The organism is Photorhabdus thracensis (genome assembly GCF_001010285.1).
GTDB lineage: Bacteria > Pseudomonadota > Gammaproteobacteria > Enterobacterales > Enterobacteriaceae > Photorhabdus > Photorhabdus temperata.
In genome coordinates, this window is the sequence record NZ_CP011104.1 from 3766543 (window position 1) to 3779404 (window position 12862).

The window sequence follows — 12862 nt, forward strand, 5'->3', positions numbered from 1 at the left end:
AATTTATTTTCCCACTCCGTTTTATATACAATTTGCATACAAAAATTTCATATAATTTACAATAGTTCATTATTCCTTCAAGCGAGCTACTTTATCAAGTTTAATAAATGCGATGTTTAATTCTTTTCTATCCCGCCAATGCCTTATATAATCACCATAAACTCCCTGGTGAAAATAAAAAAACGGGTTTGTGTTACCGGTAAAAAATGAAAATTGACTGACCTTACTTTGTAAAGTGTCGTCATTTGATATCGATAAAGAAAGTAATGGAAATGGTTACTAGGGATTTTTCTGGCTGACAGGTGACGTTTTCACCAGTGAAGACAAATCGGGCAGAGTAATTTATCGGTATGATCGGTATGATCGGTGTAATCGGTATAGAAGAAAGTCGGTTTTCTTCTATACCGGTAGAACTCATGGTATGAATAATGTCTGTTATCAGTAATATTCGCTTATCGAATGGTTCTTATTTTTACTGATGATATTTGCCAATAAATCGGGCGAATTTCTGAATAGCCATCTCCAGTTCATCAAGCCTTGGCAGTGTTACGATGCGGAAATGATCGGGTTCCGGCCAGTTAAATGCAGTTCCCTGCACGAGCAGGACCTTCTCCTGTAATAAGAGATCAAGCACCATCTTCTGATCATCATGAACGTTAAAACGCTTCGCATCAATTTTCGGGAACATATATAAAGCTCCCTTAGGTTTCACACAGGAAACGCCAGGGATTTGATTAATTAATTCCCATGCACGGTTGCGTTGTTCATACAAACGACCACCAGGTAAAATGAATTCACTGATACTCTGGTAACCGCCTAACGCGGTTTGAATAGCGTGTTGCATTGGCACATTGGCGCATAAACGCATTGATGCCAGCATTTCCAAACCTTCAATATAGCTCTTGGCGTGCTTCTTCGGACCGTTTAGTACCATCCAGCCCTGACGAAAACCAGCAACCCGATATGTTTTAGATAATCCGTTAAATGTTACCGTTAACAGATCAGGGGCAAGTGCGGCAATGGAATGATGCTCTGCATCGTCATATAAGATTTTGTCGTAAATCTCATCAGCAAAAATAATCAAATTATGCTGACGGGCTATTTCAACAATTTCCAATAACAGCGCCTTACTATATACAGCACCCGTTGGATTATTGGGGTTAATAATCACAATCCCGCGCGTGCGAGGGGTAATTTTGTTACGGATATCATCTAAGTCAGGAAACCAATCTGACCCTTCATCACACATATAATGTACGGCTTTACCGCTGGAAAGTGAAACCGCTGCGGTCCAGAGAGGATAATCGGGGGCAGGAACCAGCATTTCATCACCGGTATTCAGTAATGCCTGCATTGCCTGAACGATTAATTCAGAAACACCATTGCCGATATAAATATCTTCAACACTCACATCCAGCATATTCCGGGCTTGATAATGTTGCATGATCGCTTTACGTGCAGAATACAGACCTTTTGAATCTGAATAACCCTGTGCTGTTGGTAAGTTGCGGATAACATCTACCAGGATTTCATCGGGTGCTTCAAAACCAAAAGGGGCTGGATTACCGATATTTAATTTGAGGACTTTGTTACCTTCTTCTTCAAGGCGTTTAGCTTCCTTGAGTACGGGGCCGCGGATGTCGTAACAAACATTATCCAACTTGCTGGATTTTTTAACTGCTAGCATAGAGAGTCTTACCTTAATCTTGGTAAAAAGGGGTGCCTGGCATATAGCGTCTGACATTTAATGTACTCTTCCCTCCAGGTGTTTTGAAGATGCATTGATATATTTGGTTAAAATGGTTGTTTTAGTAAGGATGTTGTTATTCTAGTATCTTTTTATGCAAATTATGTCAGTGTTAAATTCTAAATTTAACCATGATGTTGAATTTATAATCTTAATTGTTCTTGTTTTTTAGTGTGGATATGAGGCATTTTTAACGTCGCAGCGGCGTGGTCGCGTGGTTGTGGGGGGAAAATGAGCGCAGTTCAATTTGCCAATAAAAGTTATTGTGTTTTTATAATTTATTCTTATGTATAAGATTTGGCTTGAATTGGCAATTTAGGACTATATATTTTAGAAAGATCGAACAATATTTTTGAGCATTTCTGGAAACTAGTTGTAAATTTATCTGAATAGGATTATCAAACATTAGTAATATTGTAGATTTTTACTTTATATTTAGTTTTTCTGATATAACTTATGTTATTCTTTGACGTGAGTCAGAAAACAAAATAACCAAACTAGAAATCACATATAGGGTGTTGTAAATAGGGATTGTCCTTAGTTTATTTAGGAATCCGAGTAACTTTTGCTAAGAGAGAGGAGAAAATAAAACCCACTATGGGTTCAATAGGTAAAAAAACAGCAGTAAATCTTTGCCCTATTTAATAGAGTAGAGTACTGTCTAATCGATGTTATTTAATTTGATAGTGCTTACGTAAAAACACCAGGTTAGTTAGTAATTAAAATCAAAAAAAAGTGATGAATAAACAATGATAAATGCAAATCGTCCGATAATGAATCTCGATCTCGATCTGCTAAGAACTTTTGTTGCTGTTGCTGATTTAAATACGTTCGCAGCAGCAGCAGCAGCAGTCTGCAGAACGCAATCGGCTGTAAGTCAGCAAATGCAACGTTTGGAGCAGTTGGTGGGCAGAGAGTTGTTTGCCCGTCACGGCCGTAATAAGCTTCTTACAGAGCATGGTCTTCAACTTCTTGGCTATGCAAGACAGATCCTGCGCGCTAATGATGATGCCAGTGCATCATTAACCTATAGCGATGCAGAAGGCGAGTTAAGAATCGGTACATCCGATGATACTGTGGATACACTGCTCCCTTTTTTGTTAAATCGCATCGCTTCGGTTTATCCGCGGATGGCAATAGATGTTCGTATAAAGCGAACTCAATTTATTGAAAGTATGCTGGATAACCATGAGATCGATTTGGCGCTAACAACGGCAAAGATCAGTCATCATCCACGGACTGTTCTGCGCTCGACGCCGGTATTATGGCATTGCGCTCCTGATTTTCAGCTACAGCCAAACGAGCCTGTGCCGCTGGTTGTGATGGATGAAACGAACCCATTCCGTCAGCTGGCGCTGGATACGCTGGATGAGGCTGGGGTATCGTGGCGTATTGCTTATGAGGCTGCTTCTCTGTCGGCTGTTCGCACGGCAGTGAATGCAGAAGTCGGTATTACTGCCCGTCCTTTGGAAATGCAAAATGCTGATCTGCGTATTTTAGGCGAGAGTGAAGGGCTTCCTCGTTTGCCTGAAACCCAGTTCTCTCTATATAGACATAGTAATGAACAGAATGAATCTGTTCTGACTGTTTTTAGTGCGATAGAGAATAAGAAAACCCCATACACTATATCGGTGGTTTCTGAAGAACCGCTTTCCGATGATGGCGACATTATTGAAGAGTAATATCTGAAGCACTTAATCTTTTGCTAATACCTCCATTATGGATGAAAGGAGGTATTAGCTTTCCGGATATATTTATAAGTAATCATCAACTAAATTCACCTTATTTTGCCGTTATCATGATCATTGAATATACGGTGGCTTTTTTCCTAACCCCTTCCTGATTTGGTTAACAAATTGTTATATTGTTAACAAAGTAATAATTTGCAGAATTGATAAAATAAGAGTTTCTGTAGTTAACCGTGATTTTTTTCTTATCTCACGGATGAAAAATATAATTTCCTCAGATTTGAATGAATTATCATCAGCGTTAACATTTTTTTCTGCCGAATTGTGTACTTGATCAAAGAAATACCCCCTATGAAACAGTGGAAAGGCCGGTTTTTCCTGAGATAATGATGTAGTAAAAGCGAGTTATCGGTTAAACTAGATTCCGATACTGTTTGCATGTCAAGTGACTGACACGTTTTAGCAGTGTGGTAGCACGATCCGTTAAGATTAAGTTTGTTGTTTGTAAATAAATGTTAGATTAATTTTGTCATAACAGACAAAATATTGTTGAGAGGAGTAAAAACCAAAAAGATTCACTCCATCAATCATTGATTAGCAGTGTTTCAGATTTGGTTGTTACCCCTTCCCTTGAATCGATGTGGTGCAACACTGCCAGACAAAAGAGCAGACACTTTTGACACCACTTTTGATGAGTAAGCAATGAGTATGTCAACATCCACTGAACTCTTTGCCCATCACTGGGCATTCGCGGTATTTCTTTTAGGTGCTTTCGGTCTGTGTGCTTTGATGCTGTTAGGGGCGTTTTTTCTGGGCGGGAGAGCTAAAGCCCGGGCAAAACATATCCCTTATGAATCAGGTATTGATTCTGTCGGCAGTGCTCGTCTCCGTATGTCGGCCAAGTTCTATCTGGTCGCCATGTTCTTTGTCATCTTCGATGTCGAAGCCCTATTTCTATATGCATGGTCAGTCTCTATTAAAGAGAGTGGCTGGTTAGGCTTTATCGAAGCAAGTATTTTCATTTTGGTGTTATTGGCAGGCTTGTTTTACCTGGTGCGTATTGGTGCGCTGAATTGGACGCCATCCCGATCAAGTCGTCAGGTGAGTAAACCAAGCGTTGTGATTAACATTAACAATAGTCATCCGCAGTAATAGCGAGGCATAAAGATGGATTATACGCTCACCCGCATAGATCCGAACGGTGAGAATGACCGTTATCCCCTGCAAAAACAGGAAATTGTCGCTGACCCACTGGAGCAACACGTCCACCGCAGTGTTTACATGGGCAAACTGGAACACGCTCTGCATGATTTGGTGAACTGGGGGCGTAAAAACTCCCTGTGGCCTTATAACTTTGGTCTTTCCTGTTGTTATGTGGAAATGGCGACATCATTTACTGCCGTTCATGATGTCGCCCGTTTTGGGGCTGAAGTTTTGCGTGCGTCACCCCGTCAGGCGGATTTTATGGTGGTCGCTGGAACCTGTTTTACCAAAATGGCTCCGGTTATTCAGCGCCTTTATGACCAGATGCTTGAGCCGAAATGGGTTATCTCAATGGGAGCCTGTGCCAACTCTGGTGGTATGTACGATATCTACTCTGTGGTTCAGGGGGTTGATAAGTTTATCCCCGTTGATGTTTATATCCCTGGTTGTCCTCCCCGTCCTGAAGCTTATATGCAGGCTCTGATGTTGTTGCAGGAGTCGATCGGCAAAGAGCGTCGCCCGTTGTCCTGGGTTGTGGGCGATCAAGGGGTTTACCGTGCCAATATGCAGTCAGAAAGAGAACGTAAGCACGGGGAACGTATCGCAGTGAAAAATCTGCGTACACCAGACGAAGTTTAGGGCTTTTAGCCGTACAGCGTAACCAGAGCAATGTGTTGCGATAACAATACCTGATCAAAACAAACACTGATCAAAGCGTTGTGGTGAAGAATGATGATAGATCAGATAGCGCAAGAAAGCGCCCGGCCTGCGTGGCAAACTCATGACCATCTTGATGATCCGGTCGTGAGTGAACTGCGTAACCACTTTGGCCCGGATGCCTTTACTGTTCAGCCAACCCGCACCGGTATACCGGTGGTCTGGGTGAAGCGTGAACAATTACTGGAAGTAATCACTTTTCTGAAAAAACTGCCTAAGCCTTATGTCATGCTATTTGATTTGCATGGCATGGATGAACGCCAGCGTACTCACCGCCAGGGGCTGCCTGACGCGGATTTTTCTGTGTTTTATCATTTGCTTTCTATTGAACGTAACCGCGACATTATGTTGAAGGTTGCGCTCAGTGAGAAAGATTTGCATCTCCCGACGGCAACACTCCTATTTCCAAATGCCAACTGGTATGAACGCGAAACATGGGAGATGTTCGGGATTGTCTTTAACGGTCATCCGAATCTGCGCCGCATTATGTTGCCGCCGACCTGGGAAGGGCATCCGCTGCGTAAGGACTATCCGGCCCGTGCGACAGAGTTCGATCCTTTCGAGCTAACCCGGCAGAAAGAAGATCTGGAAATGGAAGCGTTGACTTTCAAGCCGGAAGAGTGGGGAATGAAACGGGGTACCGATAATGAGGACTTTATGTTCCTTAACCTTGGTCCTAACCATCCTTCTTCTCATGGCGCATTCCGTATCATTCTTCAATTGGATGGTGAAGAGATTGTCGATTGTGTACCGGATGTCGGCTATCACCATCGCGGTGCGGAAAAAATGGGTGAGCGCCAGTCCTGGCACAGCTATATTCCTTATACAGACCGTATTGAGTACCTTGGTGGTTGCGTCAACGAAATGCCTTATGTGCTGGCGGTGGAAAAACTGGCGGCTATTGAGGTGCCTGACCGGGTGAAAACCATTCGTGTCATGTTGTCGGAATTGTTCCGGATTAATAGTCACCTGTTGTATATCTCGACCTTTATTCAGGACGTCGGTGGGATGACACCGGTGTTCTTCGCCTTTACTGATCGCCAAAAAATTTATGATCTGGTGGAAGCGATAACCGGTTTCCGTATGCATCCGGCTTGGTTCCGTATTGGCGGTGTGGCGCATGATCTGCCGCGTGGTTGGGATAAATTGCTGAGTAATTTCTTGGACTGGATGCCGAAACGCCTTGATTCCTATGTGAAAGCGGCGCTGAAAAACAGCATCCTGAAAGGCCGTTCTATTGGCGTTGCCGCCTATAATTCCAAACAAGCTCTTGACTGGGGCACGACCGGAGCCGGTTTGCGGGCGACGGGTGTTGCATTTGATGTGCGTAAATGGCGCCCATACTCTGGTTATGAAAATTTTGAGTTCGACGTGCCGATTGGTAATAACGGCGACTGTTATGACCGTGTGATGCTGAAAGTTGAAGAAGTGCGCCAAAGCATGCGGATCCTGAAACAGTGTCTGAAAAATATGCCTGAAGGCCCATTCAAGGCCGATCACCCACTGACGACACCGCCACCGAAAGAACGTACTTTGCAGCATATTGAAACCATGATTAACCATTTCCTGCAAGTGTCATGGGGACCGGTAATGCCGGCAAATGAGTCTTTTCAGATGATTGAAGCAACTAAGGGTATCAACAGTTACTATCTGACCAGTGACGGCAGTACCATGAGTTATCGTACCCGTGTCCGTACACCGAGTTTTCCTCATTTACAGCAGATTCCTTCGGTGATCCGCGGTAGCTTGGTTTCTGACCTGATCGTGTATCTGGGCAGTATTGATTTTGTTATGTCTGATGTGGATCGCTAACTATGCAAAGTGAAATTAACGCGAATGCTCAACAGGCGCGCCTTGATGTGGTTAACGTGACAGAGTCTCAGGCAAAAGCAGATTTTGTACTGAGCACCGAAGAGCACGATGCGATTGAGCATGAAAAACACCACTATGAAGACCCGCGTGCTGCTTCTATCGAAGCATTGAAAATTGTGCAGAAGCATCGTGGTTGGGTACCGGATGGCGCCATTTACGCGATTGCTGATGTTCTTGGTATTCCCGCCAGTGATGTGGAAGGTGTGGCGACGTTCTACAGCCAGATTTACCGCCAGCCAGTGGGCCGCCATATTATCCGTTACTGTGACAGCGTGGTTTGCCACATTACCGGTTATCAGGATGTCCAGGCCGCTATTGAAAGGCATTTGAAAATCTGTCCGGGCCAGACGACGCAAGACGGGCGTTTTACGCTGCTGCCAACCTGTTGTCTGGGTAACTGTGATAAAGGTCCGACCATGATGATCGATGACGATACTCACAGTTCTGTCAAACCTGAAGAGATTGAGAAGTTACTGGAGCAGTATCCATGACAGCACATTCAGGAATAAAAGAAATTATCCGTACTGAGGAAACCCACCCTCTTACCTGGCGCCTGCGTGATGACAAACAGCCGGTATGGTTGGATGAGTATCGCAGCAAAAGTGGTTACCGCGGCGCTGAAAAAGCGCTGAAAGGCATGGCTCCGGCGGAAGTGGTTTCTCTGGTAAAAGACGCTGGGCTGAAAGGCCGTGGAGGCGCCGGTTTCTCCACCGGTCTGAAATGGAGTCTGATGCCAAAAGACGAAAGCATGAATATCCGTTATCTGCTGTGTAACGCAGATGAAATGGAGCCGGGTACTTACAAAGATCGCCTGTTAATGGAGCAACTTCCTCACCTGTTGGTGGAAGGGATGCTGATCAGTGCGTTTGCCCTGAAAGCCTATCGTGGCTATATCTTCCTGCGTGGTGAATATGTAGAAGCAGCGGTGCATCTGCGTAAAGCCATTGAAGAAGCTAAAGCGGCAGGTTTGCTGGGTAAAAACATTATGGGCAGCGGCTTTGATTTTGAGCTGTTTGTTCATACTGGCGCAGGGCGTTATATCTGTGGTGAAGAGACCGCGCTGATTAATTCCCTGGAAGGCCGCCGGGCTAACCCTCGTTCAAAACCGCCATTTCCAGCCACTTCCGGCGCATGGGGCAAACCGACTTGTGTCAATAACGTTGAAACCTTATGCAACGTTCCCTCAATTCTTGAATTCGGTAAAGAGTGGTATATCGGCCTGAGTGCGGGCAAGAGTAAAGATGCCGGTACTAAACTGATGGGATTCTCCGGTCGGGTGAAAAACCCGGGGTTGTGGGAATTGCCATTCGGTGTGACTGCTCGTGAAATTCTTGAAGATTATGCTGGTGGCATGCGTGACGGCCTGAAATTCAAAGCGTGGCAACCGGGTGGCGCAGGAACAGACTTCCTGACCGCTGAACATCTGGATCTGCCAATGGATTTCGAAAATATCGCTAAAGCGGGCAGCCGTCTGGGCACTGCATTGGCAATGGCGGTTGACCACGAAATCAACATGGTTTCTCTGACCCGTAACCTTGAAGAGTTCTTTTCCCGTGAATCCTGTGGTTGGTGTACGCCGTGCCGTGACGGATTGCCGTGGAGTGTGAAAATTCTGCGTGCAATAGAACGTGGGGAAGGCCAGCCAGGGGATATCGAAACGCTGGAACAGCTCTGCCGCTTCCTTGGGCCGGGGAATACATTCTGTGCTCATGCACCCGGGGCGGTGGAACCCTTACAGAGTGCCATCAAATATTTCCGTGATGAATTCGAAGCTGGAATTGTGACCAAAAACTATGGGAATTCCCACCTGATTGCGGGTATCCAGCCAAACCTGTTAAAGCAGCGTTGGTAATGGATTCTTCACGAAATTAGCAGAATTTTTGATTAACACTTGCTGAAAAGCAGGTCACTTGGAAGCATGCTGACTATGGCTACGATACATGTAGACGGCAAAAAATATGATGTAGACGGGGCTGATAACCTGTTACAAGCTTGCCTCTCTTTAGGGCTAGATATTCCTTATTTTTGCTGGCATCCAGCGCTGGGAAGCGTTGGCGCTTGCCGCCAATGTGCGGTAAAGCAATATCAAAACGCGGATGATACGCGCGGTCGTCTGATTATGTCCTGTATGACTCCGGCAACGGATGGCACTTTTATCGCTATTGATGATGAAGAGGCCAAACAATTCCGTGCGAGTGTGGTTGAGTGGCTGATGACCAACCATCCGCATGATTGTCCCGTGTGTGAAGAAGGGGGCAACTGTCATTTGCAGGATATGACCGTGATGACCGGCCATACATTCCGTAAATACCGTTTCACTAAGCGAACTCATAATAACCAGGAATTGGGGCCGTTTATTTCTCATGAAATGAACCGCTGTATTGCCTGTTATCGTTGTGTGCGCTACTACAAAGACTACGCTGACGGCACGGATTTTGGTGTCTATGGCGCTCACGATAATATCTATTTCGGTCGTCCTGAAAGCGGCACGCTGGAAAGCGAGTTCTCCGGTAATTTGGTCGAAATCTGCCCGACCGGGGTATTCACGGACAAAACCCATTCTGAACGTTATAACCGTAAATGGGACATGCAGTTTGCGCCAAGCATCTGCCAGCAGTGCAGTATTGGCTGTAACACCAGCCCGGGGGAGCGTTATGGTGAATTACGCCGTATTGAAAACCGTTATAACGGTACGGTAAACCACTACTTTATGTGTGACCGCGGTCGTTTTGGTTACGGTTATGTCAACCGTAAAGACCGCCCTCGTCAACCCCAGCAACTGCGCGGTGATCATTGGATCTCGCTTAACGCTGAACAGGCCATGCAGGGTGGGGCGGATATTTTGCGTCAGGCCAAAAATGCTATTGGTATCGGTTCACCACGCGCCAGCCTGGAAAGCAACTTTGCCTTGCGTGAACTGGTGGGTGCGGAAAACTTTTATAGTGGGATTGCTGCTGCTGAACAGCAACGTCTTGATATGATGCTGGAAATTCTCCAGCAGGGTGGCGTTTATACTCCGTCGCTGCGTGAAATTGAAAGCTATGATGCAGTGCTGATTTTAGGTGAAGACCTGACTCAGACCGGCGCCCGTATGGCACTGGCCGTTCGTCAGGCGGTGAAAGGCAAAGCCCGCGAAATGGCCGCTGCTCAGAAAGTCGCTGACTGGCAGATTGCCGCGGTGATGAATATCGGCCAGCGTGCTAAATATCCCCTGTTTGTGACTAACGTGGATGATACCCGATTGGATGATATCGCGGCGTGGAATTATCGTGCGCCGGTTGATGATCAGGCTCGTTTTGGTTTCGCCGTCGCTCATGCATTGGATAACACTGCGCCGGCGGTTGAAAATTTACCTGACGAACTGAAAGCGAAAGTGGAAATGGTTGCGCAGGCACTGATTGGCGCGAAGAAACCCCTGATTATCAGCGGCAGTAACGTGGGTAGTGATGCGATCATTCAGGCGGCAGCCAATGTTGCCTGGGCATTGAAAGATAAAGGCTCAGATGTCGGTCTATCGTTTGTCGCGATCTATGCGAACAGCATTGGACTGGGAATGATGGAGGCTCAACCACTGGATGTTGCTTTGCAACGTATCAGCAGTGGTCAATCTGATACGGCTATCGTGATGGAAAATGATCTCTATCGACATGCGGCAGCCGATAAGGTCGATGAGGCACTGAGCAAGCTGAAAAACCTGATTGTGGTTGACCATCAGCGCACTGCCATCATGGATAAAGCCCATCTGATTCTTCCGGCTGCCAGCTTTGCAGAAAGTGACGGCACGCTGGTAAATCAGGAAGGCCGGGCGCAGCGTTATTTTCAGGTTTTCCAGCCCTCTTTCTACGACAAATCTGTGGTGATGCTGGAAAGCTGGCGTTGGCTGCACTCCCTGCACATGACTTATACCGAACGTCATTTGGACTGGACTCAGCTTGACCATATTATTGATGCTTGTGTTGAAGAGCTGCCACAGCTTAAGGGCATTGTTAACGCCGCGCCTGATGCTACATTTCGTATTCATGGTCAGAAATTGGCGCGTTCGCCGCACCGTTACAGTGGTCGTACTGCGATGCTGGCAAATCTCAGTGTTCATGAACAGCGTCAGCCTCAGGATATTGACTCACCGTTTGCTTTTTCAATGGAAGGCTACAATAGCCCTGATGCCTGTCGTCAGCAGATTCCGTTTGCCTGGGCGCCGGGTTGGAACTCACCGCAGGCGTGGAATAAATTCCAGGCGGAGGTCGGTGGTCATTTGCGCTTTGGTGATCCCGGGGTACGTTTGATTGAAACAACTGACGGTGGTCTGAACTACTTTGATCAGATTCCGGCGGAATTTTCTGTACAGGATAACCAATGGGTCGTCGCTCCTTACCACCACCTGTTTGGTAGTGAAGAATTAACCCAGCGTTCCGATGTGATTCAGGAACGTATGCCGGAGCCTTATGTGATGCTCAATAACAAAGATGCGGATCAACTGGGTGTGAAAACAGGTTCTGTTCTGGAGTTTGATTGTTTTGGTCAGCAACTGCGTTTGGCAGTCCGTCTGAGTGAAAAGCTCGCTCAAGGTCAGATTGGCTTGCCAATGGGAATGCCGGGTATTCCTCCGGTCATGGCGGGTGTTTCAGTAAATAATCTGCGGGAGGCGGCACAATGAGTTGGTTAACCCCCGACGTTATTGATGTACTGATCGCTATTCTGAAATCGGTGGTGATCTTGGTGGTAGTGGTTGCCTGCGGAGCGTTGATGAGTTTTGGTGAGCGACGTTTGCTGGCGCTGTTCCAGAACCGTTATGGGCCAAACCGTGTCGGTTGGGGCGGATCATTACAGATCGTGGCCGACATGATTAAAATGTTCTTCAAAGAGGACTGGGTACCGCGTTTTGCTGACCGGTTGATCTTTACCTTAGCGCCTGTTATTGGTTTTTGTTCTCTGTTGCTTGCCTTTGCCATTGTGCCGATCACGCCGAACTGGATGGCTGCGGATCTCAACATCGGTATTTTGTTCTTCATGATGATGGCGGGTCTGGCTGTCTATGCGGTCCTGTTTGCCGGATGGTCAAGTAACAACAAATACTCCCTGCTGGGGGCGATGCGTGCTTCTGCACAGACACTGAGTTATGAGGTGTTTCTCGGCCTCTCTTTTATGGGGGTTGTTGCTCAGGCCGATTCCTTCAATATGGTGGATATCGTCAATGCACAGGAACACATGTGGAATATCATTCCTCAATTCTTTGGCTTCCTGACTTTTGCTATCGCGGGTGTGGCCGTGTGTCACCGTCACCCATTTGACCAGCCGGAAGCAGAACAGGAACTGGCTGATGGTTACCACATTGAATACTCTGGTATGAAATTTGGTCTGTTCTTCGTAGGTGAATATATCGGTATTGTCACGGTTTCTGCCCTGATTGTGACAATGTTCTTTGGTGGTTGGCATGGTCCATTCCTGCCGCCGTTTGTCTGGTTTGCGCTGAAAACTGCGTTCTTCATGGTGATGTTTATCCTGATACGTGCCTCTTTACCGCGCCCGCGTTATGACCAGGTAATGGCATTTGGCTGGAAAATTTGTTTGCCGCTGACCTTACTAAACCTGCTGGCGACTGCGGCAGTGATTTTGTACAACGCTCAATAAGGGGGGA

General features: G+C 46.3%; 9 protein-coding genes. 8 read left to right on the forward strand and 1 reads right to left on the reverse strand.

All coding sequences use genetic code 11. The features are described from left to right. Nucleotides 1-472: 472 nt before the first annotated feature. Nucleotides 473-1687: a pyridoxal phosphate-dependent aminotransferase gene (locus VY86_RS16200; protein ID WP_021325725.1), complete on the reverse strand. Its 1215-nt coding sequence runs from the start codon at nucleotides 1685-1687 to the stop codon at nucleotides 473-475. An 809-nt stretch (nucleotides 1688-2496) separates the two neighbouring features. On the opposite strand from VY86_RS16200, the gene hexA reads away from it, so the two are divergent. The 8 genes from hexA (at nucleotide 2497) to nuoH (ending at nucleotide 12855) form a co-directional block, all read left to right on the forward strand. Next, nucleotides 2497-3429 (forward strand): transcriptional regulator HexA, encoded by a 933-nt coding sequence (hexA, locus tag VY86_RS16205; protein ID WP_046975738.1) that lies wholly within the window; start codon nucleotides 2497-2499, stop codon nucleotides 3427-3429. Between the two features lie 708 nt (nucleotides 3430-4137). Next, nucleotides 4138-4587, forward strand: a complete 450-nt coding sequence (locus VY86_RS16210) for an NADH-quinone oxidoreductase subunit A (protein WP_023045489.1) — start codon at nucleotides 4138-4140, stop codon at nucleotides 4585-4587. 15 nt (nucleotides 4588-4602) lie between these two features. Continuing rightward, nucleotides 4603-5277: a NuoB/complex I 20 kDa subunit family protein gene (locus VY86_RS16215; RefSeq protein WP_021325722.1), complete on the forward strand. Its 675-nt coding sequence runs from the start codon at nucleotides 4603-4605 to the stop codon at nucleotides 5275-5277. Between the two features lie 90 nt (nucleotides 5278-5367). Next, a complete protein-coding gene (nuoC, locus tag VY86_RS16220) occupies nucleotides 5368-7167 on the forward strand; it encodes an NADH-quinone oxidoreductase subunit C/D (protein ID WP_193386955.1) in 1800 nt (599 codons plus the stop codon). A gap of 2 nt (nucleotides 7168-7169) precedes the next feature. Then, the gene (gene nuoE, locus VY86_RS16225; RefSeq protein WP_046975740.1) at nucleotides 7170-7718 is read left to right on the forward strand and encodes an NADH-quinone oxidoreductase subunit NuoE; all 549 of its coding nucleotides are present in this window, start codon (nucleotides 7170-7172) and stop codon (nucleotides 7716-7718) included. After that, nucleotides 7715-9079, forward strand: a complete 1365-nt coding sequence (gene nuoF, locus VY86_RS16230; RefSeq protein ID WP_046975741.1) for an NADH-quinone oxidoreductase subunit NuoF — start codon at nucleotides 7715-7717, stop codon at nucleotides 9077-9079. The genes nuoE and nuoF overlap by 4 nt, the downstream gene beginning before the upstream one ends. Before the next feature lie 75 nt (nucleotides 9080-9154). Further along, nucleotides 9155-11881 carry an NADH-quinone oxidoreductase subunit NuoG gene (gene nuoG, locus VY86_RS16235; protein WP_158019976.1) on the forward strand — a complete coding sequence of 909 codons (2727 nt, stop codon included), beginning with the start codon at nucleotides 9155-9157 and terminating at the stop codon, nucleotides 11879-11881. After that, the gene (gene nuoH, locus VY86_RS16240) at nucleotides 11878-12855 is read left to right on the forward strand and encodes an NADH-quinone oxidoreductase subunit NuoH (protein WP_046975743.1); all 978 of its coding nucleotides are present in this window, start codon (nucleotides 11878-11880) and stop codon (nucleotides 12853-12855) included. The genes nuoG and nuoH overlap by 4 nt, the downstream gene beginning before the upstream one ends. Nucleotides 12856-12862: the final 7 nt, after the last annotated feature.